The sequence below is a fragment of the Variovorax sp. 01N429 genome (assembly GCF_056399425.1).
This window is the reverse complement of sequence record NZ_JBFTRG010000015.1, coordinates 32,727-57,605: the sequence shown is the minus strand read 5'-3', so window position 1 is coordinate 57,605 and position 24,879 is coordinate 32,727. Positions and strand designations below refer to the sequence as shown.

The window sequence follows — 24,879 nt, the reverse complement described above, 5'->3', positions numbered from 1 at the left end:
TCAGCTTTCTTCAACTTTCTTTCAGTCCGTGGCGCAACGCTTCGATGAAGCTGCGGCTTGCCGCTGAAAGCGAACGCCCCCGCTTGCTCACCACCGAAATGTCGCGCGACACGCGCGGTGCGGTGATCGGCTTGATGACCAGCGCAGGATTCTCCGCAGCCTTCGCAAAGGCCGAAGGCATGATCGACGGCCCCATGCCGCTCGCGGTCATCCATATCGCGGTCGACAGGAACGACACCTCGTTGACCACGTTGAGCGCGACGCCGGCGCGTGTGGCCGTACCGTCGATCAAGGGGCGGATGCCGTAGCCCGGCCGCACGGTAATGAGGGGATGCCCGCCCAGGTCGGCCCAGCGCACAGCCTTCTTTTGCGCAAGGGGATGCTCTGGCGTGCAAACGAGGCTCAGGTGATCGCGCAGCAAGGTCTGTGTCTCGACCTCCGCGCCCGACCGCTCGGGCGTGCCGATGCCGAAGTCCACATGCTCGCCGATGATGCGCGAGACGAATTGCTCCGGCGCGCAGTCGTCCACGAGCACACGCACCTGCGGATGCGCTTCATTGAAGCGGCGGATGGCCGGCGGCATCAGGAACGAAGCCAGCGTCGGCGTGATGGCGAGGCTGACGCGGCCACGCTGGAGCGTCGAGAGTTCGAGAAACCCAGCGCTCAATGAATCGACATCGCGAAGGATGCGTTCCGCCGTCGCGAGCATTTCTTCAGCCGCAGCCGTGGGCTGAAGCGAACGGGTGGTGCGGTCGAAGAGGCGCGCGCCGAGTCCGTCCTCGAGTTGGCGGATCAGCATGCTGACGGCGGATTGCGTCACAAAGAGCTTTTCGGCCGCCGCGCTGAGCTTGCGCAACTGATGCACGGCCAGGAACGCGCGCAACTGCCGGATGGTGGGGCTGAACTTCTGATTCATCAGAAAACATCATATTTCATTCGGAATTTATTGATTTACGAATGAATATCCCTGGCGTCAAATGGCGCCGGAGACAAGGCAATCCGACCCCAACAGAGGCATCGATCCATGAAGAAACTAGTCCGCGCCGCGGCGCTGCTCGGCGCATCCTGCGCGTTTCTTGCTGGCGCAGCGCACGGCCAGGCGGCCAGCAGCAACAGCAGCGACTTTCCGAACAAGCCGATCCGCATGATCGTCACCTTCCCGCCCGGAGGAAGCGCCGATGCGATCGTCCGCATGCTCGTGCCGAGGCTCAACGAAAAGCTCGGCCAGCCCGTGATCGTCGACAACCGGCCGGGCGCCGGAGGCAACGTCGGCCTCACCGCCGTGGCGAAGGCGCCGGGCGACGGCTACACGATGGGCGTCGGCGCAGCCGGCGCGCTGTCGGCCAACGTGAGCCTCTATCCCAACATGCCATTCGATCCCTTGAAGGACTTCAAGCCGGTCGGCATGCTGGCTGCGATTCCGTTCGTGATCGTGGGCCACCCGTCGGTCCCCGCGAAGACGCTGAAGGAACTGATCGCATTGGCAAAGGCCCAGCCCGGCAAGCTGTCGATCGGCCATGGCGGCAACGGCACGGCCATGCATCTGTCGGCTGCGCTGTTCAGCCAGATGGCCGACGTGAAGCTGGTTGAAGTGCCTTACCGCGGATCGGGCCCGGCGGCGCTCGACGCGCTGGGCGGACAGATTCCGCTCGCGGTGGTCGACCTGCCTTCTGCGCTGCAGCAGATCAAGGCGGGCAAGCTGATCGCTTATGCCGTGACCAGTCCGCAGCGCCTGCCGATGCTGCCCGATGTGCCGACAGTGGCCGAGGCCGGATTGCCCGGCTACGACTCCACGGGCTGGTTCGGCGTGGTGGCGCCTGCCGACACGCCGGCGCCGATCGTCGCGCGGATGAACGCGGAGATCGTGGCCGCGCTGAACGACGAGAAGGTGAAGGAGTCGATGCGCATCCTCGGCGTGGAACCGGCGCCGGGCACGCCGAAGGACTTCGACAACTACATCCGTTCGGAAACGAAGAAGTGGGCCAAGGTCATCAAGACCGCTGGCATCAAGCTGGACTGAAAAGTTGAGAGCGCAATGACGAAAGAAGAACTCCAGGCCGACGTCCTCATCGTCGGCGCCGGCCCGGTTGGCTTGACGCTGGCGATGGATCTGGCCTCCCGCGGCGTGAAAGTCGCGATCGCGGAAATCCGCCGGTATGCCGAACCGCCGAACGTGAAGTGCAACCATGTATCGGCACGCACCATGGAGGTGTTCCGCCGCCTGGGCGTGGCGCAGAAGCTGCGCGACGCCGGTCTGCCCGCCGACTATCCGAACGACGTGGTGTTTCGCACGAGCGTGACGGGCACCGAACTCACGCGCATTCCGATTCCCTGCCGCCGCGACCGCTACACAGAGTCCGAAGGCCCCGACGCATGGTGGCCGACGCCGGAGCCTCCGCATCGCATCAACCAGATTTTTTTGGAGCCGATCCTGCTGGAGCACGCGGCCGCGTTGCCGAACGTGACGCTGCTCAACCGCACGCAGGTGACGGACTTCGAGCAGGACGCTGAGGGCGTGCGCGCCACCGCGTCGGATCTCGACCAAGGCACGACGCGCACCATTCGCTGCCGCTACATGGTGGGCTGCGACGGCGGTGGCTCCGGCGTTCGGAAGGCGATCGGCGCCAAGCTGGAAGGCACTGCCGTGATCCAGCGCGTGCAGTCGACCTTCATTCGTGCCCCTGGGCTGCGCGCGATGATCCCCGGCAAGCCTGCCTGGTCGTACTATTCCGTCAACCCGCGCCGCTGCGGCACCATGTTTGCCATCGACGGACACGAAACCTGGCTGGTACACAACCACCTCAACGCCGAAGAGCCGGAGTTCGATTCGGTCGATCGCGACCAGTCGATCCGGGACATCCTCGGCGTGGGTCCTGAATTCAGCTACGAGGTGATCAGCAAGGAAGACTGGGTAGGCCGGCGCCTTCTGTCCAACCGCTTTCGGGACCGGCGGGTGTTCATCGCGGGTGATGCGGCGCACCTGTGGGTGCCCTACGCCGGCTACGGGATGAACGCCGGCATCGCGGATGCGATCAACCTTTCATGGCTGCTCGCGGCGCGCGTGCAGGGGTGGGCTGACGAAAGCATCCTCGACGCCTACGAGGCCGAGCGGCAGCCGATCACCGAACAGGTGTCGCACTTTGCGATGGACCACGCGCAGAAGATGATCCGCGCCCGGCGCGCCGTGCCCGCCAACATCGAAGCGCCAGGCCCTGAAGGGGATACCCTGCGCCAAGAGGTCGGACGCGAGGCTTATGAATTGAACGTGCAGCAGTTCTGCTGCGCCGGGCTCAACTTCGGCTATTTCTATACCGGCTCGCCGATCATCGCGACCGATGGCGAGGAACCGCCGACCTACTCGATGGGCAACTTCACGCCTTCGACAGTGCCCGGCTGCCGCGCACCGCATTTCTGGCTCGCGGACGGCCGTTCGCTGTACGACGCTTTCGGGCCCGGCTACACACTGCTGCGTTTTGATCATGGCGCGGATGTCTCGGCGCTCGTGCAAGCCGCGAAGTCGTCGGGCATGCCGCTGGCTCTGGTGGACGTCGACGCTGCGGAAATCCCGCCCGCTTACCGGCATCGGCTGCTGCTCTGTCGCGCGGACCAACACGTGGCTTGGCGCGGCGACCGCCTTCCGCCCAACGTGGATGAGCTCCTGGCTCGGCTGCGGGGCGAGCCGGTGCAAGACACAGCCACCGCCTGACGTTTTCGCGCGACGGGCATCGCCGGAGATGCGCGACACTGTCGGCCCATGCCAGTTGCTTCTCCCTCCGGCGCCGCGCCGGATTATTCGCCGCGCCGCGCCACGTTGCGCTTCATGCTCACGCACCCGGCGCACGTCATTGCGCTGGGCTTCGGCTCAGGGCTGCCGCGACACGCGCCCGGAACCGTCGGCACGCTCTGGGCCTGGGCCGCTTACCTTCTGATGAGCCACTGGCTCTCGGCCCCGACCATCGGATGGGTGATCCTGGCGTCGCTGCCGGTCGGCTGGTGGGCCTGCACGGTCACTGCGCGAAACATGAACATCGCCGACCCGGGGTCCATCGTCTGGGACGAAGTGGTCGCCTTCTGGATCATTCTCTGGATCGTGATGCCCGCGGGGCTCTTCGGCCAGGTCGTCGCCTTTGCGCTCTTTCGCTTCTTCGACGCGGTGAAGATCGGCCCCGTCGGCTGGGCTGATCGGCTCTTCAAGCAACGCGGCGCCACGCCCGAGACCATGCGCTGGAGCGCTGCGGGCTTCGGCATCCTGTTCGATGATCTGGTGGCGGCGTTCTGCACCCTTCTGGTGATCGCCGCGTTGCGTGCATGGTGAAACGATGAACCCGACAACTTCTCCTTCCGAACTCGACACGCCCGCCCTCGTCACGCTGCTCGCAGAGTTGCTGCAGCGCAAGCGCTGGATGATGGCGACCGCGGAAAGCTGCACCGGAGGCCTGATCGCGGGCGCATGCACCGATGTCTCGGGTTCGAGCAACTGGTTCGAGCGCGGCTTCGTCACTTATTCGAACGAGGCGAAGACCGAAATGCTCGGGGTCGATGCGGCGTTGATTGCGGCGCATGGCGCGGTCAGCGAGGAAGTCGCGCGCGCCATGGCGGAAGGCGCCGTCGCGCACTCGAAGGCGCAAGTCTCGGTGGCGGTCACGGGTGTTGCCGGGCCCACGGGCGGATCGCCCGAAAAGCCAGTCGGCACCGTGTGGTTCGGCTGGTCGGTGGACGGCCACGTGCGCACCGAACGCCGCCGTTTCGACGGCGACCGCGCCGAGGTGCGCGCCGCCACCGTCCGTTACGCGCTGCAGGTGCTCGCGACGACCATCGACAGCTAGGCGATTAGCGCCAAATGCGCGATCGCTGGGCTACGATGCCGCGATGCGCAACGAACAAACCATCCGCCGCTTCTACGACGCGTTTGCGCAGCTTGACGCCGAGACCATGGCCGCCTGCTACGCACCCGACGCCACCTTCGATGACGAAGCGTTTTCGCTGCGCGGCGCGCGCGAGATCGGCGGCATGTGGAAGATGCTCTGCAGCGGAACCAAGGCCAAGGGCGCGGCGGTCTGGAAGCTGAGCTATGGCGATGTTCAGGCCGATGCAACCACAGGCCGCGCGCACTGGGATGCGCATTACCTCTTCAGCGCGACAGGGCGCATCGTCGACAACGCCATCGATTCGCGCTTCACCTTCACGCCCCAGGGCCTGATCGCGACGCAGCGCGACGAATTCGATTTCTGGCGCTGGGCTCGGCAGGCGCTCGGCGCGCCGGGCCTGTTGCTCGGCTGGTCGCCGATGCTCAAGAAGAAGGTGCGCGCGACTGCCGCTGCCAATCTGGCGACCTTTCTGGCGCGCACGTCATAGACCCTGAAACACCAACACCGGACACCGGGCACTGGACACCGCAAATGACCGATATCACCATCACCAACAATCCCGCCGCGCATCGCTACGAAGCCACCATTGGTGGCGAGCTTGCCGGCTACTGCGAATACAACCTGCTGAGCGAAGCGATCATGTTCACGCACACCGAAGTGCTGCCGGCATTCGAAGGCAAGGGCGTGGGCTCGGCCATTGCGAAGCACGTGCTCGACGAGGCGCGGTCCGAGGGCAAGCACGTCATTCCGGTATGCCAGTTCATCGCAGGCTGGATCCGCAAGCACCGCGACTATGCCGACCTGGTCCGGCCTGACATCCAGCGCGCCTTCAAGATCTGAACGGGAGCGAGCATGGCCGACAAGGTCCTGGTCTTCTACGGCTCCTACCGGTCCGACCGGATGGGCATTCGCCTCGCGGACTACGTCGTCAGGGGTCTCGCAGCGCGCGGTGCGGAGCCCGAACTGATCGACGCCCAGGCCGTGGGCCTGCCCATGCTGGACCGGATGTACAAGGAGTACCCGAAAGGCACCGCGCCGGCGGCGATGGAAGCGCTGGCCGACAAGATCCGCAAGGCCGATGCCTTCGTATTCGTGACGGGCGAATACAACTGGGGACCGCAACCCGGTCTGAAGAACCTCACCGACCACTTTCTGGAGGAGTGGTTCTGGCGCCCCGCTGCCGTTGCGAGCTATTCGGCGGGCCGCTTTTCAGGCGTCCGGTCGGGCACGATCTGGCATTCGATCCTGTCGGAGATGGGCATGGTGGTGGTTTCGAGCACGCTGGCGGTCGGGCCGATTTCCCAGACGCTGGACGCGGATGCCAAACCCACCGGAAGCGCTGGCGATGCGCTGGTGCGTTCGTTCGGACGTTTCGCGGACGATCTTGCCTGGTGGACCGAGGCTGCCCGTGAACAGCGGGCGCGCAAGGCGCCGCCGTACTGAGCCGTCAGGCGCCGTGGCACTTCTTGTACTTCTTGCCACTCCCGCAAGGGCAAGGATCGTTGCGCCCGGGCGTCGCCTCCTTGCGGATGGTCTCCACGCGCGGGCCCATGCTGCGCCATAGCTGGCGCAGGTCGTACACGGCCCAGATCGCCGCGCCGAAATCGTCGATGCGTTCCTGGCTCACGCTCGGCGGGCCGTCTTCGCTGTACATCGAAGCCGTCGGTGTGCCCTTGTCGTCCTCGGTCAGCGTGACGATGGCGTCAAGCGCTTCGTCGAGCATCTGCGCGCCTTCCTTGTCGCGCGGCGGGGTCCATTCATCGGGCCAGTTCTCGACCGCATACATGAAGCCGAGCGCCCACACTTGGGCGAAAGACGGGATGGCTTCGCCCGCCATTTCGGCGCGCTCTTCTTCCGGCAGCGCGGCGATGGCGCCGCGCGTGTCGAGCACTTCGGGCTGCCAGGTGCGTTCGTCGTCCAGCGATTGCACATCGGCGTCGAGGCCGGTCTCGATCTCGCGCCAGCGGCGTTTCCACCGCCAGACGAATTCCATGTGCTGCGCCGGTGCGAATGTGTCGCCGAGCAGCACAGGCCAGTACTCGGCCGGCTCGATCGGCCGGCGCGTGCAGACCAGCGCGGCCATGAAGCCTTCGCAGAATTCCCACTGGGGGATCTCTTCGTCCTGCTCGCGCATTGCATCGAGCGCCTGGTCCTGCGCGTCGAAATCGTCGGGCCCGAGCGGTGCGTTGTCGGGCTGAGAGGGGTTCTGGGGGTCTGAAAGGGTAGTCATGTCTGGCACAGGGAGCCCTCTATGATGCAGCAAGGTTCCCGGAGACTCCTTATTCCTACACCGCTGATTCCGCCGTTTCCAACGCGTTACACGGCCTTTGTGCTGTGCGTGGCTGGCTTATTTGCCAGTCTGGCCGCTGTACTGCTCATGCCGACCCTGTGGACGGGTTGGGTCGCTTTCGTGGTTTTCGCGGTGCTCAGCGGCACCGGCGTGCACGACCTGCGACAGACGCCGCACGCCATCTTGCGCAACTATCCCGTGATCGGCCACCTGCGTTTCCTGCTGGAATACATCCGGCCCGAGATGCGGCAGTACTTCATCGAAAGCGATTCCGAAGCGGCGCCTTTTTCGCGCGCACAGCGCTCGCTGGTCTACCAACGCAGCAAGGGCGAGCCCGACAACCGGCCTTTCGGGACGCAGCTCGACGTCACGATCTCCGGCTATGAGTGGATCAATCATTCGATGCAGCCCACCCGCCTGGACGACCATGATTTCCGAATCGTGATCGGCGGCACGCCCAATCCTGCGTCCGCCGCCGGCGAGGTCTGCACCCAGCCCTACAGCGCGAGCGTGTTCAATATTTCGGCGATGAGCTTCGGCGCGCTGTCCGCCAACGCGATCATGGCGCTGAACCGCGGCGCAAGCCTGGGCGGCTTTGCGCATGACACGGGCGAAGGTTCGATCTCGTCGCACCATCGCGTCCACGGCGGCGATTTGATCTGGGAGATCGGCTCGGGCTACTTCGGCTGCCGCAACGACGACGGCAGCTTCAGCGAAGAGCGCTTCATCGCCAACGCGCGCGACCCGCAGGTCAAGATGATCGAGCTCAAGCTGAGCCAGGGCGCCAAGCCGGGGCACGGGGGCGTCCTGCCCGCGCCGAAGGTCACGCCTGAAATCGCCGCCGCCCGGGGTGTGCCGGTGGGCGTCGAATGCGTTTCGCCCTCGTCGCACAGCGCCTTCTCGACACCCGTGGAGATGATGCATTTCATCGCCCGGCTGCGTGTGCTTTCCGGCGGCAAGCCCTGCGGCTTCAAGTTCTGCCTGGGGCATCCCTGGGAATGGTTCGCGATCGTCAAGGCCATGCAGGAGACGGGCCTGACGCCGGACTTCATCGTGGTCGACGGCGCGGAAGGCGGCACGGGTGCGGCGCCGGTCGAATTCAGCGATCACGTGGGCGCGCCGCTCCAGGAAGGGCTCCTGCTGGTGCACAACACGCTGATCGGCGTCGGCCTGCGCGATCGAATCAAGATCGGCTGTGCCGGCAAGGTGATCACCGCCTTCGACGTGGCGCGGATGATGGCGCTGGGCGCTGACTGGTGCAATGCGGCGCGGGGTTTCATGATGTCGCTGGGCTGCATCCAGGCGCAGGCCTGCCACACCGGCTTCTGCCCGACGGGCGTGACGACGCAGGACCCGGTGCGGCAGAAAGCCCTGGTGGTGCCGACAAAGGCCGACCGCGTGCACAACTTTCATCGCAGCACGCTGCATGCACTGAAGGAACTGGTGCAGGCCGCCGGGCTCGACCATCCCCAGCAAATCACCGCGCACCACATCGTGCGCCGCATCTCCGACACGGAGGTTCGCCTGCTGAGCAATCTGGTGATGCAGGTGCAGCCGGGCGCGCTGCTGGGGCCGCTGGACGGCTTGCACACCGTGTTTCGCAACTACTGGCCGCTCGCCAGCGCGCGCAGCTTCCAGCCTTTGGCCTTGGCCGTATGAATCCTGTGAGAAGGGGCGGGATGTCGACCCGCGTACAGATGCGCAAGGGGTTTGCCTCGGCGCCGGCGCCGCTCGAAGCGGCCGCGGTGCCACACCAGGCCGACGACTACGCCGAGTTTCTGCGGGCCATGCTGCCGCAGCAGACCAAAGCGGTGGCCAGCCATCGCTTCGGCACGGAGCGCGTGTGGATCAAGAAGGCCGGGCCGCGCCACGGGATGATGCGCTACCGCCTGCAAGCGGCGATCTCGGCCATCCTGCGGCTCGATGTGCTGGCGCCCGTGCCCAACCCGGGCGGCGAGGCAGCGCTGGTGATCGAGGCGCGCAGGCTCGAGCAGCTCGCACTGGCGGGCCTGCGTGTTCCGACGGTGCTGGCACAGCAGCCTGACGGACTGATGATTTCCGACCTGGGCGAAAGCGGCCGGCCGGCCGTCGTGCTGCAGGAAAAGCTCGACCATGCAGCAGCGGCGGGCCCCGCATCGCTGCTCGCGGTATGGAGCGAGGGCCTTGCGGCCATCGCGCTGGTCCATTCCCGCGATGCTTATCTGAGCCAGGCCTTCGATCGCAATCTGGTGCAGTGCCCCGACGGCACCATCGGCTATATCGATTTCGAGGACGACCCGGGCGAAACGCTGCCGCTGGCCGAATGCCAGGCCCGGGACTGGCTCAGCTACCTGCACTCGACCGCGATGCTGGTCGATGCAGCGTCACCGCACGCCGCCGGAGCGCACTGGCACAGGACGCTGGCCGATGCGAGCGACGAAGTGCGGGCACGGCTCGCCCTGGCTGCGCGGCGCACCCGCTGGCTCCGGCACCTGCCATCCGGCCGCCGCTGGGGGCGCGACACGCAGCGAGTGCGTGCCGTGGCGAGCCTGATGGCCCGCTGGTACGGCGCCTAGCTCAGGTCTGGCGCCCTGATTCGAAGAGAAACCAGGTCCGCCGCTCAGCGTCGTCGATCCACATTTCCAGCAGGCTGGCCGTGGCGACGTCGCCGTATTCGTCGCAAAGCGAATGGGTCTCGCGCATGAAGGCGGCCACGCGCTGGTTGTCCTCGCGCAGTTCGGCCAGCATGTCGGCCGGCGTCACGAAGTCGGCATCGTTGTCGGCGATGCGTTGCAGGCGCGTGATCTGCCCTGTGGAGCGCAGCGTAGTGCCGCCGAGCTTGCGCACGCGTTCGGCGATGGGGTCGATGGTGGCGTAGATCTGATCGGCCTGATCGTCCAGCAGCAGGTGGTAGTCGCGGAAGTACGGACCGGACATGTGCCAGTGGAAGTTCTTGGTCTTCAAATACAGCGCGAAGGTATCGGCAAGAAGCACATTGAGCTCCGCCGAGATGTCGCGGACTGCCTCGGCGCCCAAGGGACTCGGTGTCTTCAGGGGCGCCAGCCGCCGCTTCTTTGCATCCTTCGCGTTTTTCAGATCTGCCATGGTCATGGACTCCTTGATGATGAACGGTTCGCTTCCGGTTGTCGCGCTCGGCACGCCATTGCGTGTTGAGCGCAAGAAAGGGGTGTACCACCGGATGCCGCATTCCGGCACACAAATTCAAAACCTGAAAGTTAAGCCCGATCGACCTCGACGCCAAGAGCCGCCAGCCGCTTGCGCATTGAAAGTACCGCCCGGTCCTTGCTCAAGAGCCGTGCGCGATGCGCCACAGCAAGGTCGATGAACATCTGGTCGTCCGGATCGCTGCAGACACATGGCGCCCGCGTCGGCGTGCCATCGACCATTCGGCAACGCGCATCGAAGGCGGCGAGCACCTCCGAGGCTTCGCGACCCTGCGAGGCCAGCCGGTTCGCGATCAGCGGATAGCCGAGCACTCGCGCGAGCTCGCCGCGCATGTCTGCGGTGGCAAGCCAGCACAGTCCTCCGGCCTGGAGCGCGGCTTCGAGCGGGGCGCGTGCAGGATCATCGAACACCAGCAGGTCCAACACGATGTTGGTGTCGAGGACGACGCTGCCGATGGGCGCTGAAGGCGGCACAAGCGGGCTCAATCGCGGCGCGGGATTCCCAGGCCGGCAACGACCGCCGGCCGGGCGACGAAAGCCTCCAGCGCGCGCGTCACGTGCGGGAAGTCGGAGATCCCGACGAGGTCGCCTGCCTCATAAAAGCCGACGAGATTGCGCACCCACGGGAAGGTCGCGATGTCGGCAATGGTGTAGTCGTCGCCCATGAGCCAGGCGCGGCCCTCCAGGCGCTGGTTCAGCACGCGCAGCAGGCGCTTGGACTCTTCGACATAGCGGTCACGCGGCCGCTTGTCTTCATAGGCCTTGCCGGCAAACTTGTTGAAGAAGCCGAGCTGGCCGAACATGGGACCGATGCCGCCCATCTGGAACATGAGCCACTGGATGGCCTCATAGCGCGCAGCCGGGTCCTTCGGGAGCAGCTTGCCGGTCTTGTCAGCGATGTAGATGAGGATGGCGCCGGATTCGAACAATGCGAGCGGCTTTCCACCGGGGCCATTCGGATCGATGATGGCCGGGATCTTGTTGTTGGGATTGAGCGAGAGGAATTCCGGCGACATCTGGTCCTGCTTCTCGAAGCTGACCAGATGGGGCTCATACGGCAGGCCGGTTTCTTCCAGCGCAATGGACACCTTCACGCCGTTGGGCGTGGGCAGCGAATAGAGCTGAAGCCGCTCGGGATGCTGCGCGGGCCATTTCTTGGTGATGGGGAAAGCGGACAGGTCTGTCATGGTGCGATGTGACTTGGGACTTGGTTGACGGAATGACGTGGGCGCCATTCTGTCCCAGCCGCTAATCCTTGGCAGGCGGCTCCGGCGCAGGCCGTGCGCGGGCCGAGCCCGCAACCATGTCGAATCGGAACAAACGGCATTCGATGGGACCGTTCCACATCGGCACGCGGCGCGATTCCTTGAGCCGCATGCGCTTGGGCAATTGGAGATCGGGCGTGAGCACCCAGGCGGTCCAGCCTGCGAAGTTCTTTTTCCAGTGGGTGGCCAGTTGACTGAAGAACTGTCCGCCGTCTTCGGTCTGCGCCTGTTCGCGGCCGCGCGATACGCCGCCGACTTCGATGCGTTCACCGTAAGGCGGGTTCAGCACGATCACGCCAGATTCGGCGGGCGGCATTCGCTGCAAAGCGTCACCGCCGCGGAACTGAATGGCTTGCGCGACGCCGGCACGCTCGGCATTGCGTTCGGCGAAGTCCACCATGCGGTGCGAGACGTCGGAGCCAAAAACGGCGGGCGCCTGCTTCGGCTCCTTCGGCGCCGCCTCGGCTTTGAGGGCGGCCCAGACGTGGGCCTGAAAAGGCAGCAGCTTTTCGAAGCCGAACCGCCGCAGCGAGCCCGCGGCGATGCCGGACGCAATCTGCGCCGCCTCGATAGCGATGGTTCCGCTGCCGCAGCAGGGGTCGTACAGGGGCTGGGTCGACACCGCGCCGGTTTCGGGGTTCCACCAGCCGCTGGCAGCCAGCATGGCTGCCGCAAGCGTTTCCTTGAGAGGCGCATCGCCCTTGTCCTGCCGCCAGCCGCGTTTGAAGAGCGGCTCGCCGGAGGTGTCGATGTAGAGGGTGCAATCGTCGGTGGTCAGGTGCGCGAACACTCGGCTGTCGGGCCACTGGGTTTCGATGCTCGGCCGCACGCCGCCTGCCTTGGCCCGAAAGCGGTCGGCAATGGCGTCCTTGATGCGCAGGGTGGCGAAGTTCAGGCTCTGCAACGGGCTGTGCTGGGCCGTGGTCTCAATCTTGAAGGTCTGCTTCGGGGTGAACCAGATTTCCCAAGCCACGCCGTTCGCGATGGCGTAAAGGTCGTTCTCGCTGCGATAAGGCGCATGGGCCAGCTCGATCAGCACGCGCTGCGCCAGACGGCTGTGGAGATTGAGCTTCAAGGCGTCGCGCCAGTCGGCTCGCACCCGCACGCCGCCGCGCAGCGTCAGGAGGTCCTGGCCGACGCGGCCGGTCAGCGCATGCACTTCCTGTGCAAGGAAATCCTCGACGCCGGCGGCGCAGGGAAGAAAAAGCGAAAGATCATTCACGGCCCGATTGTCGCCTTGTCTCGATGCTGCTCTATAGTGGGCCGCCGATGAGTTCCTTGCCCACCACAGCCGTCGCAGAGGCTTCCACAGCCGATCGGTTCGCTGTGCATTGCGAGGTTCTGCGGCTCAGCACCCAGCCGAGCGGGCCGGTGCTGCTCGTGCAGTTTCTGCTCGACTGCGGCGTGGCAGCCCTTTTCGCATGGCAGTACTCGGTGCAGCATGCGGCCATCTGGATCGCGATGATCGCGGCCACCACCGCGTATCGCGGCTTCTTTCCGCAACGGCTGCCGGATCCGCTCACGCCGGAGAACATCCGGCCGGCCTTGCGCCTGCACACCCTGCGCATCGCGGTGCATGAGGGCGCCCACGGCGCGGCGGGCGTGCTGCTCTTCGATCGTGCCGATGCCACCTCGCAGCTGATGATCGGTCTGGTGGTCATGGCGATGACGCTGTCGTCGGTGTTTTCGGTCTCGTACTACACGCCTGCCATGCAATTGGCGATCACCTTGCTGTTGGCGCCGGTGATCGTCATGGGCCTGGCATTCGGCGCGCCGTCCATGATGGTGCTGGCACTGCTGGGTATCGGCCTGCTCGCCATGGTCTGGCGCCTGGTGGCCGAGCGTGCGCGGCAGCTCGAGGAAAACATCGGCCTGCGCCACAACGAAAGCGCACTGCGCGCGCAGGCACTGGCGGGGCTGCGCGAATCTCAACAGGCGCAGGCCGAGCGCTTGCGCTTCTTCTCGGCGGCCAATCATGATTTGCGCCAGCCGGTCATGGCGATGGGTCTCCAAGCCGAGGTGCTCCGGCACCAGTTGGATGTCGGCGAAGATCGATCGACGGTGCAGAACACCGTCGCTGCGCTGTCGCGGGCGCAGCAGGCGCTGGAAGGCTTGACCAATCAGTTGCTCGAGATCGGGCGCATCGAGGCCGCGGTGGATCCGATCGCGCCGGTTGCCGTGGCGCTGGCGCCGCTGCTGAATGACTTGGCACGCCAAGCGGGCAGCGGTCGCGTTCGTGTGCGGTGCCCCGCCAATGTGCTGGTCTGGACCGACGCCGTGGCGCTGCGGCGCATCCTTGGAAACCTGGTCGACAACGCGCTGAAGTTCACGCCGAGAGGACGCGTGCTGCTGGCCTGCCGGCGGCGGCCTGGAGGGTGGCGCATCGAGGTGCGAGACGCCGGAATCGGCATTGCGCCGGAAGCGCAGGAGCGCGTGTTCGGTGATTTCGAACAGGTCGGCAACATCGAGCGCAACCTGCAGCGCGGCCATGGTCTGGGGCTCGCCATCGTGCGGCGGCTTGCCGATCGGCTGGGCGTCCAGGTCACGCTGCGTTCGGCGCCTGGGCGCGGATCCGTGTTCGGCTTCGAATTGCCGGTCGCGCCAGAAGGCACGCCAGTGGCGTCGTCGATGGGTCTGGCCGCCGATGCCGCCGCCACCCCGGCCACACTGCGGCCGGGCCTCGCAGTGCTCGTGGTCGAGGACAACGCCGTGGTGGCCGACAGCGTGGCGGCGCTGCTGCGTCTATGGGGTGCGCGTCCATATGTCTGCGCCTGCGCGGCGGAAGCATTGGCGCTGCCCTACCTCCCCGATTTCGAAATCGCCCTGTGCGACATCCGGTTGCCCGGCGAGCTCGACGGCATCGCGCTCGCCCAGGAGCTGCAACGGCGAAATCCGCGCCTCGCGATTGCATTGATTTCGGCAGACATCGACGACGCCACGCTTGAACTGGCCCGCGAGCGCGGTTGGCAGGCGCTGCGCAAGCCTGTGCAGACTTCAGCGCTGCGCACGCTGCTGCTGCGTGCGCAGCGCGATCCGGTCCCCTAGAGCGCCTTGCGCAGATTGGCCGGCGCGATGCGCAGGGCCTCGCGATACTTCGCGACGGTGCGGCGAGCGCACTCGATGCCCTGCTCCTTGAGCATTTCGGAAATCTGGCTGTCCGACAGCGGCTTCTTGAGGTCCTCCGCACTCACGAACTGTTTGATCAGCGCCCGAACTGCCGTGCTGGAGGCGTTGCCGCCGGTTTCAGTACCAAGTGCCGAGCCGAAGAAATACTTGAGCTCCACGGTGCCGTAGGGCGTGGCCATGTACTTGGCCGTGGTCACGCGGCTGATGGTTGATTCGTGCAGGCCCAGTTCGTCGGCGATCTCGCGAAGCACCAGTGGACGCATCGCGAGTTCGCCATGGACGAAGAAGCTTTTTTGCCGCTCGACGATCGCATTGGACACGCGCAAGATGGTGTCGAAACGCTGCTGGATGTTCTTGATGAACCACCGCGCCTCCTGCAGGCGCTGCGACAGGGCCTGGCTGCCTTCGCCCTTGTGCTGCTTGAGCGCGCTGGCATAGATGTCGTGCACGCGCAGGCGCGGCATGACTTCGGGGTTGAGCATCACGCGGAACTTGGTGTTCGTGCCGTTGCCGACGCGCGAAACGATCACGTCCGGAATGACCACGTTGCGCTCCACGTCGACGAAGCGGCGGCCGGGCTTGGGCTCGAGCTTGGCGATGAGTTGCAGCGCGCCGCGGACTTCGTTCTCGTTGCTTCGCGTGAGCGTGACGAGGCGCTTGATGTCACGCCGTGCCAGCAATTCCATCGGCTGCTTGCAGACGGCGATGGCAGTCTTGCGGATCTGCGCTTCTTCTTCGCTTTCGTCCTCGCTCGCCAGTGCGCGCAACTGGATGCTGAGGCACTCCCCAAGGCTGCGCGCGCCGACGCCCACCGGCTCCAGGCTCTGCAGCAGGCCGAGCGCGACCTGGAAGTGATGCACGAGGTCGTCGAACTGGTCGTTGTCGTCGCCGGCAAGGCCGGACGCGAGCGCGGGGAGCGAGTCTTCGAGGTATCCGTCGTCGTTGAGGGATTCGATCAGAAAGCGCAGCGCCGCACGGTCGGTATCCGTCAGCCGAAGTCCCAGCGCCTGACGATGCAGAAACGACTGGAGGGACTCTTGGCTGCGCGCGAGTTCGGTCGCGTCGGTGCGCTCGTCGTCGCCGAGGTTGTTGGCACGGGCCGGCGCATCGCCACCCCATTCGCTGTCGTCCGGCGCGAGATCGGTGGTGCCGTCGCCCTCCCAGTCGGGTTCGCTGTCGGTACCTTCGCCGGTGGCAGCCTCGGTGTCGGCGCTGGACGTGGTTGTAGATTCCGCCGTCGAGCTGGATGGACCCGCCACGAAGTCGCCTTCACCCTCACCCTCGGCCATCCGGTCGTCGTCCCGAACGGGTGCGTCAGCGGCATCCAGGCCGAATTCCTCGCGCGCAGCTTCCTCGGCGGTGCGCTCCAGGAATGGGTTGTCGTCCAGCATCTGCTCGACTTCCTGCGAAAGCTCGAGCGTGGAGAGCTGAAGCAGACGGATCGACTGCTGCAGTTGGGGCGTCAACGCGAGGTGCTGCGAAACACGCAGCGAGAGACCCTGCTTCATAGGAAACCGTTAGCCCTCGCCTGTACGGAGCACGAAGTGCGTAGCCAGAGGGGGAGCAACATGGTCACATCCTGAAATGCTCACCGAGGTAGACGCGCCGCACCTCGGCGTTGTCGACGATTTCCGAGGGCGTGCCTTGGGCGAGCACGTGCCCATCGCTGATGATGAAAGCGTGATCGCAGATGCCCAGCGTTTCACGGACGTTGTGGTCGGTGATCAGCACACCGATGCCACGCTCTTTCAGGAAACTGATGATCCGCTGGATCTCGATCACGGCGATGGGGTCGATCCCCGCGAACGGTTCGTCGAGCAGGATGAAGCGCGGCTGCGTGGCCAGGGCGCGGGCGATCTCGACGCGACGGCGCTCACCGCCGGACAGGGCCAGCGCAGGCGAATCGCGCAGATGGTCGACGCGCAGATCGGCCAGCAGTTCGGCCAGGTGCTCCTCGATGCGTTGCTTACTCAGGGGCGCCAGCCGCCCCTGGGAATCGGGCTCGTACTGCAGTTCGAGCACGGCCCGGACGTTTTCCTCGACCGTGAGCTTGCGAAAGATCGATGCTTCCTGCGGCAGGTAGCTGAGCCCCATGCGCGCGCGGCGGTGGATGGGCATGTGGGCGATGGGCTCGCCGTCGATGGTGATCTCGCCGGCATCTGCGCGAACGAGGCCGACGATCATGTAGAAAGACGTCGTCTTGCCGGCGCCGTTGGGGCCAAGCAAGCCGACGACTTCGCCCTTTTGCACGCCCAGCGAGACGTCCTTGACGACAGTACGGCTGCCGTAGCTTTTTTGCAGGCCGCGCGCCTCCAGGCGGCTTCCCGCCATATCAGCGCCCGTGCTCATGCCAGCGGTCTCGATCACTTCTTTGCCTCTCCGCCCAAGATGGTGGTGGACCGCAGGCCCCTGCCCTCGGCGGGCTTGGCGGCCGCGGCGGGCGCCGGCTTGCCGCCAGCGGCAGGCGCTGGGGCCGCGGCGGCCTTGGGCGTCAGGATGGCTCGGACGCGTCCGCCGGGCTGAGTGGCCACGCCGGCATTCGGAGGCACGGATGATCCGTTGACGGTGAACGTGTCGTTGCTCTGGTCGTAGACGATCATCGGGCCGCTGCTTTCGTCGTTGACGGTCGCGCCGATCAGCCGGCGCATGACGGCCTGGCGGATGAACTTCACGTTGTCGGCGCGGCTGTCGTATTCGATGGTTTCGCCCTGGCCTTCGATCCACTCGTCCGTACCGGCATCGCGCTTTTGCTTGTAGTACGCAAGTTTTCCTGGTGCGCCGGTGACCACGCCATATTGGTAGCCTTCCGGGTCCTGGCGGACGTCGATGCGGTCGCCGCGGATGAGGATAGTGCCCTTGGTGACCACCACGTTGCCTGTGAACACGCTGGTCTGCTTGAGATCGTCATAGCGCATCGAGTCGGCCTCGATGTTCATGGGCTTGGCGCGGTCGGCCTGCTCGGCTTGCGCAAACGATGCGATGCCGGTGAAGACCAGCGCCAGCAACAGCGCGCGACCTGAACGACGAATAGGGATGAAGGTAAGGGGGGATTGCATAGAGGCACGAAACTTGCTCTGTGATTGTATGCCCCCGGGTTGGCGCGGCCGTGCAGGCCTAGCGAAAAAGCCCGCCAAAGCGGGCCTTTCGGGGGAAGGAAGTCGGGCCGGCCCGACCTTGTCAGCCCTTGCGGGCTTCGGCAACCAGCGAATCCACGACCTGCAGTGCGCGCTCCATCGAACCGGCTGTTTCACCGTCAACATACCAGCGCCCGGCCACGCCGAATGCGGGTACTCCGGCCACCTGATAGTCGTTCGTGAGTTGGGCGGCGCGCTTGGCTTTGCCGACCACCGAGAAAGACTTGAACAGTTCGGCGAACTTCTTGGCATCCAGGCCTTGCTGCTTTTCTGCCCAAGCGAGGATGGCCGCATCGCCGAAGATCGGCTGCCGCTGCTTGTGGATGGCATCGAAGAGCACCGGCTGGAATTCGTCCACCTTGCCCATGGCTTCCAGCGTGTAGTACAGGCGCTGCTTGGCTTCGGTGTCGTTGCCGACGAAAGGCACGGGCACGCGCTTGAAAGCAACGTTCGCGGGCAGCTTCTTGGCCCATGCTTCCAGTTGGGGCTCGAACGCTGCGCAATGCGGGCAGTTGTACGAGAAGAATTCGATCACTTCGACCTTGCCAGCCGGCGTGTCGACCGGCGCAGGCTTGCCCAGGACAATGTAGTCCTTGCCAGCTTTGGGAGGTTGCTGCTGAGCGTGCGAAGGTGCGGCCAGCGGAAGAAGACCCAGCGAAGCTGCGGCCAGCGAAAAGTCACGACGTTTCATATATGAATTCTCCTATGCGGCTGAAAGAGCCCGGCCTCCGGGTGGAGTTCCCGGAGCGCGAAGTGAAGGTTGGCAAAGCTCAACGTTGGACGCGAACCAGGGCGGACTCGAGACCGCCGCTGTCCAGCCGCTCCTTGAGCCGATCGGCGTCGTCTTTCTTGTTGAATGGACCCGCACGCACACGGTAAACGGTGCGCCCCGCTTGCTCGCGCTCGGTCACGCGGGCCTCGACACCCATCAGCGACAGTTTGGCGCGTTGGGCTTCGGCATCTTCCGGCGTGCGGTAGGCGCCGGCCTGGACGAAATAGACAAAGGGATCGGCGCTGGCGCCCGACGAATTCGCGCTAGCGCTCGCAGTGGTGCTCGATGCCCCGATGCCCGATCGGGCGCGGGCCAGATCACCGAGGGGGTCGCTGGACGGCGTTGCATTCGCCTCGGCTGGCACGGGTGCGGTGCGCGGGGGACGCGCCGGCGTTGCCGGCGCCACCACCACGGGAACGGGCGCCGAGCTCGGCGGATTCAACGGGCCGACGGTGGCCGGCTGGGATGGCGTCGCGGCGGCATTGGCTGGCGCGGCCGGTGGACGGGCGGCCGGCGCCGACTTGCCTGCCAGCGGCGCATTCGGATCCCAATCGCGGTTCTTGCGCGCCTCGGCCTCGTCCTGCTCGGGGCCGCTGCGCTGGGTTTTCGTCATGAACGGAATCGGCACCTTGGTCACATAGACCGCGATGCCCAGCGCCACACCGAGCCCGAGCACGAGGCCGATGATCAGGCCGATGACGATATTGCCGCTTTGTCTTTTATTCATGGTGGAAGTCAAATCACATCTTCCTCGGCGCGCTCACGCCGAGAACAGCGAGGCCATTGTGCAGCACCTGTGCGGTCGCGGCGACGAGGGCCAGGCGCGCCAGCTTCACGGGCTCTTCGTCGACCAGAATGCGCTCGGCGTCGTAATAGCTGTGATAGGTCGCGGCCAGTTCGCGCAGATAGAAGGTCACGTCGTGCGGCGCAAAATCCTTGGCCGCTGCCGTGAGCATGGTTGGATATTTGGCGATCTGCAGCAGCAGCGCCTGCGAGGCAGCGCTCTGCAACGGCGAGAGGTCGACGTCGTTCAGTGTGCCGACGTCACCGCCCCAGCCCGCCAGCACCGAGCAGATGCGCGCATGCGCGTACTGCACGTAGTAGACGGGGTTGTCGTTGTTCTGCGCCAGCGCGAGATCGATGTCGAAGGTGTATTCGGTATCGGGCTTGCGGCTCAGAAGGAAGAAGCGCACGGCGTCGGTGCTGGTCCATTCGATCAGGTCGCGCAGCGTGACGTAGCTGCCCGCCCGTTTGCTGATCTTGACCTCTTCGCCGCCCCGCATCACGCGCACCATGGTGTGCAGGACGTAGTCCGGGTAGCCGGCCGGGATACCGACGCCCGCTGCTTGCAGGCCGGCGCGCACGCGCGCGATCGTGCCGTGGTGGTCGGTGCCCTGGATGTTGACGACCTTGTGGAAGCCGCGCTCCCACTTGGCGATGTGATAGGCCACGTCGGGCACGAAGTAGGTGTAGGTGCCGTCGCCCTTGCGCATGACGCGGTCCTTGTCGTCGCCGTAGTCGGTCGACTTGAGCCACAACGCGCCGTCCTGCTCGTAGGTCTTGCCGGCTTCGATGAGCTTCTTTACCGTCGCCTCGACGCGCCCGCTCGTGTAGAGGCTGGACTCCAGGTAGTAGTTGTCGAACTTCACCTGGAAAGCCTTCAGGTCCAAGTCCTGTTCATGGCGCAGGTAGGCAACGGCAAACTGGCGGATCGAGTCGATGTCTTCGACGTCGCCGCTGGCGGTGTATTCGCGGTCGTCCGAGCGGACCGTTTTCTTCGCCTTGAAATCCTCGGCGATATCGGCGATGTATTCGCCGTTGTAGGCCTGCTCGGGCCATCCCGGTTCGCCCGGCTTGAGCCCCTTGGCGCGCAATTGCGTGCTGGTCGCAAGCGTCTGGATCTGCACGCCGGCATCGTTGTAATAGAACTCGCGATAGACGCTCTGGCCCTGCGTTGCAAGCAGGTTGCAGATGGCGTCCCCCAGTGCGGCCTGGCGCCCATGGCCCACATGCAGAGGGCCGGTCGGGTTTGCCGAAACGAATTCGACGAGGACGCGTTCTCCACCAGCGGGCTGGCTACCGAAAGCATCGCCCGAATTCAGTACTTCGCGCACCACCTGTTGCTTGGCGGCCGTCTTGAGGCGGATGTTGAGGAAACCAGGGCCGGCGATTTCGATCGACTCCACCCACTGGGTGAAGGCCGGCGTCGCCAGCAATGCGGCGCTGAGTTCTTCGGCCAGCTCGCGCGGCTTGCGCTGGAGCGGCTTGGCGAGCTGCATGGCGGCTGTGCTGGCGAAATCGCCATGTGCGGCGACCTTGGGTGACTCGAACGCGGCTTTGTTGCCGGCGCCGGGCGAGAGGGATTCGAGCGTGTTCGCGAGCGCCGCGAGCAGCTCCTGTTTGACCAATAGCATCGCGGGATTTTACCGGGGGCAAAACCGGGATACGTCACGTTCGTCAATGAAGGTCATCCAACCGTGAAGGTCGCCCGTTAGAGTGGACAGCCCCGGGGTGGGGGAACCAGTCACAACCTGTCGTCAAGGATTCCAAACACCATGAAAAAACTCCTTTCCCTGCTGGCTCTGGGCGCATCGCTGTCCTTCGGCGCCGCGCATGCGCAATCCACTTGTGATGCTCAGGCTGCGGACAAGAAGCTGAACGGCGCCGCCAAGACGAGTTTCGTCAAGAAGTGCCAAAAAGACGCGAAGGCAGCCGTGGAGTCGAGTTGCGCGGCGAAGGCGATCGACAAGAATGGCAAGGCGCTGGCTGGGGCGGCCAAGAACAGCTTCATGAAAAAGTGTGAAAACACTTAACCCCCCAGGCTCGCGCACTTCGTGTCGCTCTCCACCCCCCTGCTGGGGGCAACACCGGCGGCCCGGCGAAGCCGGTTCCGCGGTGTTCCACGGATTGGGCTCAGCGGCGGACGGCCTGTGCGAGCCTAGGATCTTGCGGCGAAGCCGCGGGCGAAGAAGACTGCGACGAGGGGGATGACGGCGATGATGTGCGCCTGGATCATCACGAGTTTGCGAGTCTTGCGGATGTCGGCCTCTGCGGGTAGCGAGCCGCTGGAGCGCAGGGTTTTGCGCCAGCGGAAGTAGGTGAGGGTCGGGAAGATGGAGATTGCGCCCACGATGATGAAGAGCGCGAGCTTCACGTGCAGGAGCGGATTGGTCCAGTACCACGCGGTGCCCTTGATGCCCCACAAGGTGCGCGCGACGCCGGTGGCGAGCACGCTGATGGCGGCAATGCCATAGATCATGTCGACCTTGGCGAGTCGCTCCACGACAGCGGCGTTGAGCCACTCCACGCGGCAGAGCGCAGCCTCGCTCGCGATGAAAACGACCATCGTGAGAATGGCCAGGAGATGCAGGTATGCAAGGATCGCTTCAAGCGTCATCGGTGGGGTTCCTCGGTTGTCGACGGCGGTGCGATTGTGCCGCCCCAGAACTCCGGCCGCGCATATTGCGCCTTCAAAAAATCGAGCCAGAGCCGAACCCGCAACGGCAGATGCTTGCGCTGCGGAAAGACCGCATAGATGCCATTCGGCGGAGCGGCATATTCGTCGAGCAGCGGCACGAGCAGTCCAGCATCTATTTCCGCCTCGACTTCCCAGGTGCTGCGCCACGCAATGCCGTGGCCGGCCAGGCACCAGTCATGAAGTACCTGACCGTCGGAGCAATCGAGCGGCCCGGTTGGCTTGAGGTGGATCACCTCGTGCTCCCCGCCGTCGGTCGGTACGCGAAACGCCCACCCGCGAGTCTGCGATGCGTCGCTCGACAGGCTGAGGCACGCAAAGCGCACCAGTTCGCCAGGATGGCGAGGCGCGCCATGCCGGCGCACGAATTCTGGCGTCGCGACGCAGCGGCGACGATTGTCGGCAAGGCGCAGGCTGACCAGCGATGAATCGGGGAGATCGCCGACGCGCACCGCACAGTCGAAGCTCTCCCCGGCCATGTCGACCACGCGGTCGCTCAGGTTCAGCGAGATGGTCACTTCCGGATGCAGTTCATGAAATCGCGGCACCAGCGGCGCCACGTGCCGCCGCCCGAAGCCCGCAGGCGCAGTCACCCGCAGATGGCCGCTGGCCTTCACGCCGCCCGCACTGACGCTGGCCTCCGCGTTCGCGAGTTCGACCAGCAGGCGCTGGCAGTCTTCCAGGAAGGCGCTCCCCTCGTGAGTGAGCGAGATGCGCCGAGTGGTGCGCACCAGCAGCTTCACGCCCAGGCGCTCTTCGAGCGCATCGAGGCGGCGACCGATGATGGCTGGCGCGACCCCCTCCGCCTTGGCCGCTGCCGTGAGGCTTCCGCGCGTTGCGATCGAGACGAAGGATTCGAGTTGCTTGAGTCGGTCCATGGCAGGCGCCAATGATGCCTTCAATGCCTTGCCGTCAGCTATGTCGCTTAGGCTCGGCGCATGCAGCCTCTTTCCTCGACGCGCGATGCGCCAGCCCCCGTCAGCTTCGCGGAGGCTTTCAGGTTCTGGCTCAAGCTCGGATTCATCAGCTTTGGCGGACCGGCCGGGCAAATAGCCATCATGCACACCGAGTTGGTGGAGCGCAGGCGCTGGATCAGCGAGAAGCGCTTTCTGCATGCGCTCAACTACTGCATGCTGCTTCCCGGCCCCGAGGCCCAGCAATTGGCGACGTACATCGGCTGGCTGATGCATCGCACCTGGGGCGGCATCGTCGCTGGCGCCCTGTTCGTCCTGCCGTCGCTGTTTATCCTGATCGGGCTGTCGTGGATCTACCTTCGATTCGGCAACGTGCCGATCGTGGCGGGCATCTTCTACGGGATCAAGCCGGCGGTGACAGCCATCGTTCTTCATGCTGCGCACCGCATCGGTACCCGGGCGCTGAAGAACGCGTGGATGTGGGGCATCGCAGCGGCGGCTTTCATCGCGATCTTTGTCTTCGACACACCTTTCCCGGCCATCGTCGCCGCGGCCGGGTTGATCGGCCACTTCGGCGCACGCCGGGCGCCGGGGGTGTTTGCGCTCGGCGGCGGCCATGGGAGCGAACAGAAGAGCTATGGCCGCGCGCTGATCGACGACGACACGCCGCCGCCTGCGCATGCGCGGTTCTCGCGCCGCCACCTGGCAAGGCTGCTGACTGCGGGCATCGGACTTTGGCTCGCGGCGATGGGCGCACTCATCGCCGCACAGGGCGTGCAAGCGACGCTCACTCAGCTGGCATGGTTCTTCACCAAGGCGGCCCTGCTGACCTTCGGAGGTGCCTACGCCGTGCTGCCCTACGTCTACCAGGGCGCAGTCGAACAGCATCACTGGCTCTCCGGGACGCAGATGATCGACGGGCTCGCGCTGGGCGAAACAACGCCCGGACCTCTGATCATGGTGGTGGCGTTCGTCGGATTCGTGGGCGGTTGGACGCATCGCGTGCTGGGCCCGGATGCTGTGTTCCTGGGCGGCGCGTTGGCCGCGACCGTGGTGACCTTCTTTACCTTTCTTCCGTCGTTCATCTTCATCCTCGTCGGCGGGCCGCTGGTCGAGGCCACCCATGGAAAGCTCGGCTTTACCGCACCGCTGTCGGCGATCACAGCGGCGGTGGTGGGCGTGATCCTGAATCTGGCGCTGTTCTTCGCGTACCACGTGTTTTGGCCCAGAGGCTTTGGCGGGAGCTTCGATGTGTCCTCGGCCGTGATTGCAGCCTTGGCGCTCGTTGCACTCTTCCGGCTCAAGCTCGGCGTGATGCCGCTGCTCGGCATCTGCGCGCTTGCAGGGTTGGCGCTGACTCTGCTGGTCCCCGGCTCCCGGTGAGAAAGCATCGACCGATGGGCCTAGGCCTTCTTTCGCATGGCGAAGCCGGCGCGAAGGGCCTACAACGAGGGTCGAGAACTGTGCGGAGCGTTCACCATGAGCCCACTTGCCTCCAGCCACGTCACTTGCATGCTGCCCGTGAAGGACCTCGCTCGGGCGCGACGTTTTTACGAAGACGCTCTAGGCCTGGAGCCGCTCGGCGCGAAACCCGACGGCAAGTTCATCTACCTGTGCGGCGGGACTGAACTGGCACTTTTTCCGAAGCCAGAGGGCACCAAGGCCGAGCACACCGCGTTGAGCTTTCGGGTGACCCACATCGGCGAATCCGTCGCCGCACTGAAGGAGCGCGGCGTTCGCTTTGCCGACTACGACCTGCCGGGGCTCAAGACAGTCGAGCATGTCTGCGTGCTCGGTTCCGAAAAGGCGGCGTGGTTCGAGGACCCTGAAGGCAACATCCTTTGTCTCCATGAAGACATCGAATAAAGACC

Annotated in this window: 27 protein-coding genes; 13 read left to right on the top strand and 14 right to left on the bottom strand. The window is 65.3% G+C overall.

What is annotated here, in order from left to right; all coding sequences use genetic code 11:
* Window positions 1-10: 10 nt before the first annotated feature.
* Complete coding sequence (locus AC1DSF_RS23085; RefSeq protein WP_478128630.1) at window positions 11-916, bottom strand: LysR family transcriptional regulator; 906 nt, start codon at window positions 914-916, stop codon at window positions 11-13.
* A 108-nt stretch (window positions 917-1,024) separates the two neighbouring features.
* Here AC1DSF_RS23085 and AC1DSF_RS23080 point away from each other — a divergent pair, with 108 nt between their 5' ends.
* From AC1DSF_RS23080 to AC1DSF_RS23050, 7 genes are read left to right on the top strand one after another with little or no spacing between them, the layout of a single operon-like run.
* A complete protein-coding gene (locus AC1DSF_RS23080; RefSeq protein WP_478128629.1) occupies window positions 1,025-2,020 on the top strand; it encodes a Bug family tripartite tricarboxylate transporter substrate binding protein in 996 nt (331 codons plus the stop codon).
* A 15-nt stretch (window positions 2,021-2,035) separates the two neighbouring features.
* A complete protein-coding gene (locus AC1DSF_RS23075; protein ID WP_478128628.1) occupies window positions 2,036-3,706 on the top strand; it encodes an FAD-dependent oxidoreductase in 1,671 nt (556 codons plus the stop codon).
* A gap of 48 nt (window positions 3,707-3,754) precedes the next feature.
* Window positions 3,755-4,315, top strand: coding sequence for a phosphatidylglycerophosphatase A family protein (locus AC1DSF_RS23070; RefSeq protein WP_478128627.1), 561 nt, complete (start codon window positions 3,755-3,757; stop codon window positions 4,313-4,315).
* 4 nt (window positions 4,316-4,319) lie between these two features.
* The gene (locus AC1DSF_RS23065) at window positions 4,320-4,826 is read left to right on the top strand and encodes a CinA family protein (RefSeq protein ID WP_478128626.1); all 507 of its coding nucleotides are present in this window, start codon (window positions 4,320-4,322) and stop codon (window positions 4,824-4,826) included.
* Between the two features lie 43 nt (window positions 4,827-4,869).
* Window positions 4,870-5,355, top strand: a complete 486-nt coding sequence (locus AC1DSF_RS23060) for a nuclear transport factor 2 family protein (protein WP_478128625.1) — start codon at window positions 4,870-4,872, stop codon at window positions 5,353-5,355.
* On the top strand, window positions 5,277-5,708 hold the full coding sequence (locus tag AC1DSF_RS23055) for a GNAT family N-acetyltransferase (protein WP_478128643.1): 432 nt from the start codon (window positions 5,277-5,279) through the stop codon (window positions 5,706-5,708). The genes AC1DSF_RS23060 and AC1DSF_RS23055 overlap by 79 nt, the downstream gene beginning before the upstream one ends.
* Window positions 5,709-5,720: 12 nt before the next feature.
* A complete protein-coding gene (locus AC1DSF_RS23050) occupies window positions 5,721-6,311 on the top strand; it encodes an NADPH-dependent FMN reductase (protein WP_478128624.1) in 591 nt (196 codons plus the stop codon).
* Between the two features lie 4 nt (window positions 6,312-6,315).
* Here the strand turns inward: AC1DSF_RS23050 and AC1DSF_RS23045 are convergent, their stop codons facing one another.
* Window positions 6,316-7,098 carry a UPF0149 family protein gene (locus AC1DSF_RS23045; RefSeq protein ID WP_478128623.1) on the bottom strand — a complete coding sequence of 261 codons (783 nt, stop codon included), beginning with the start codon at window positions 7,096-7,098 and terminating at the stop codon, window positions 6,316-6,318.
* A 24-nt stretch (window positions 7,099-7,122) separates the two neighbouring features.
* On the opposite strand from AC1DSF_RS23045, the gene AC1DSF_RS23040 reads away from it, so the two are divergent.
* Window positions 7,123-8,817 (top strand): FMN-binding glutamate synthase family protein, encoded by a 1,695-nt coding sequence (locus AC1DSF_RS23040; RefSeq protein WP_478128642.1) that lies wholly within the window; start codon window positions 7,123-7,125, stop codon window positions 8,815-8,817.
* A gap of 20 nt (window positions 8,818-8,837) precedes the next feature.
* The gene (locus AC1DSF_RS23035) at window positions 8,838-9,713 is read left to right on the top strand and encodes a BUD32 family EKC/KEOPS complex subunit (RefSeq protein ID WP_478128622.1); all 876 of its coding nucleotides are present in this window, start codon (window positions 8,838-8,840) and stop codon (window positions 9,711-9,713) included.
* A 1-nt stretch (window position 9,714) separates the two neighbouring features.
* Here the strand turns inward: AC1DSF_RS23035 and AC1DSF_RS23030 are convergent, their stop codons facing one another.
* The 4 genes from AC1DSF_RS23030 to AC1DSF_RS23015 all read right to left on the bottom strand — a co-directional run bounded on the left by AC1DSF_RS23030 (window position 9,715) and on the right by AC1DSF_RS23015 (window position 12,809).
* Entirely contained in the window at window positions 9,715-10,242 is a 528-nt protein-coding gene (locus tag AC1DSF_RS23030; protein WP_478128621.1) for a Dps family protein, read from the bottom strand.
* A 131-nt stretch (window positions 10,243-10,373) separates the two neighbouring features.
* Window positions 10,374-10,796, bottom strand: a complete 423-nt coding sequence (locus AC1DSF_RS23025; RefSeq protein WP_478128620.1) for a putative toxin-antitoxin system toxin component, PIN family — start codon at window positions 10,794-10,796, stop codon at window positions 10,374-10,376.
* Window positions 10,797-10,804: 8 nt separating this feature from the next.
* Entirely contained in the window at window positions 10,805-11,509 is a 705-nt protein-coding gene (locus AC1DSF_RS23020; RefSeq protein ID WP_478183486.1) for a glutathione S-transferase N-terminal domain-containing protein, read from the bottom strand.
* Window positions 11,510-11,570: 61 nt separating this feature from the next.
* Window positions 11,571-12,809, bottom strand: coding sequence for a THUMP domain-containing class I SAM-dependent RNA methyltransferase (locus AC1DSF_RS23015; RefSeq protein WP_478128618.1), 1,239 nt, complete (start codon window positions 12,807-12,809; stop codon window positions 11,571-11,573).
* 47 nt (window positions 12,810-12,856) lie between these two features.
* Between AC1DSF_RS23015 and AC1DSF_RS23010 the strand changes: the two genes are divergently transcribed.
* The gene (locus tag AC1DSF_RS23010; RefSeq protein ID WP_478128617.1) at window positions 12,857-14,632 is read left to right on the top strand and encodes a sensor histidine kinase; all 1,776 of its coding nucleotides are present in this window, start codon (window positions 12,857-12,859) and stop codon (window positions 14,630-14,632) included.
* On the opposite strand, the gene AC1DSF_RS23005 is transcribed toward AC1DSF_RS23010, so the two are convergent.
* The 6 genes from AC1DSF_RS23005 to argS all read right to left on the bottom strand — a co-directional run bounded on the left by AC1DSF_RS23005 (window position 14,629) and on the right by argS (window position 21,033).
* The gene (locus tag AC1DSF_RS23005; RefSeq protein WP_478128616.1) at window positions 14,629-16,221 is read right to left on the bottom strand and encodes an RNA polymerase factor sigma-54; all 1,593 of its coding nucleotides are present in this window, start codon (window positions 16,219-16,221) and stop codon (window positions 14,629-14,631) included. The two genes, AC1DSF_RS23010 and AC1DSF_RS23005, sit on opposite strands and share 4 nt — an antisense overlap.
* 64 nt (window positions 16,222-16,285) lie before the next feature.
* The gene (lptB, locus tag AC1DSF_RS23000; protein ID WP_478183485.1) at window positions 16,286-17,080 is read right to left on the bottom strand and encodes an LPS export ABC transporter ATP-binding protein; all 795 of its coding nucleotides are present in this window, start codon (window positions 17,078-17,080) and stop codon (window positions 16,286-16,288) included.
* The gene (gene lptA, locus AC1DSF_RS22995; RefSeq protein WP_478128614.1) at window positions 17,077-17,769 is read right to left on the bottom strand and encodes a lipopolysaccharide transport periplasmic protein LptA; all 693 of its coding nucleotides are present in this window, start codon (window positions 17,767-17,769) and stop codon (window positions 17,077-17,079) included. Before lptA ends, lptB begins: the two co-directional genes overlap by 4 nt.
* A gap of 121 nt (window positions 17,770-17,890) precedes the next feature.
* Entirely contained in the window at window positions 17,891-18,538 is a 648-nt protein-coding gene (locus tag AC1DSF_RS22990) for a thiol:disulfide interchange protein DsbA/DsbL (protein ID WP_478128613.1), read from the bottom strand.
* Window positions 18,539-18,617: 79 nt separating this feature from the next.
* A complete protein-coding gene (locus tag AC1DSF_RS22985) occupies window positions 18,618-19,346 on the bottom strand; it encodes an SPOR domain-containing protein (protein ID WP_478128612.1) in 729 nt (242 codons plus the stop codon).
* A 13-nt stretch (window positions 19,347-19,359) separates the two neighbouring features.
* A complete protein-coding gene (gene argS, locus AC1DSF_RS22980) occupies window positions 19,360-21,033 on the bottom strand; it encodes an arginine--tRNA ligase (RefSeq protein WP_478128611.1) in 1,674 nt (557 codons plus the stop codon).
* A 141-nt stretch (window positions 21,034-21,174) separates the two neighbouring features.
* Between argS and AC1DSF_RS22975 the strand changes: the two genes are divergently transcribed.
* Complete coding sequence (locus tag AC1DSF_RS22975; RefSeq protein WP_478128610.1) at window positions 21,175-21,432, top strand: hypothetical protein; 258 nt, start codon at window positions 21,175-21,177, stop codon at window positions 21,430-21,432.
* A 125-nt stretch (window positions 21,433-21,557) separates the two neighbouring features.
* On the opposite strand, the gene AC1DSF_RS22970 is transcribed toward AC1DSF_RS22975, so the two are convergent.
* Both AC1DSF_RS22970 and AC1DSF_RS22965 read right to left on the bottom strand, forming a co-directional pair.
* A complete protein-coding gene (locus AC1DSF_RS22970) occupies window positions 21,558-22,016 on the bottom strand; it encodes a DUF2214 family protein (protein ID WP_478128609.1) in 459 nt (152 codons plus the stop codon).
* Entirely contained in the window at window positions 22,013-22,972 is a 960-nt protein-coding gene (locus AC1DSF_RS22965) for a LysR family transcriptional regulator (RefSeq protein WP_478128608.1), read from the bottom strand. The genes AC1DSF_RS22970 and AC1DSF_RS22965 overlap by 4 nt, the downstream gene beginning before the upstream one ends.
* Window positions 22,973-23,032: 60 nt before the next feature.
* Between AC1DSF_RS22965 and chrA the strand changes: the two genes are divergently transcribed.
* Both chrA and AC1DSF_RS22955 read left to right on the top strand, forming a co-directional pair.
* Window positions 23,033-24,391 carry a chromate efflux transporter gene (chrA, locus tag AC1DSF_RS22960; protein WP_478183484.1) on the top strand — a complete coding sequence of 453 codons (1,359 nt, stop codon included), beginning with the start codon at window positions 23,033-23,035 and terminating at the stop codon, window positions 24,389-24,391.
* Window positions 24,392-24,487: 96 nt separating this feature from the next.
* The gene (locus tag AC1DSF_RS22955) at window positions 24,488-24,874 is read left to right on the top strand and encodes a VOC family protein (RefSeq protein ID WP_478128606.1); all 387 of its coding nucleotides are present in this window, start codon (window positions 24,488-24,490) and stop codon (window positions 24,872-24,874) included.
* The last annotated feature ends 5 nt before the right edge of the window (window positions 24,875-24,879 follow it).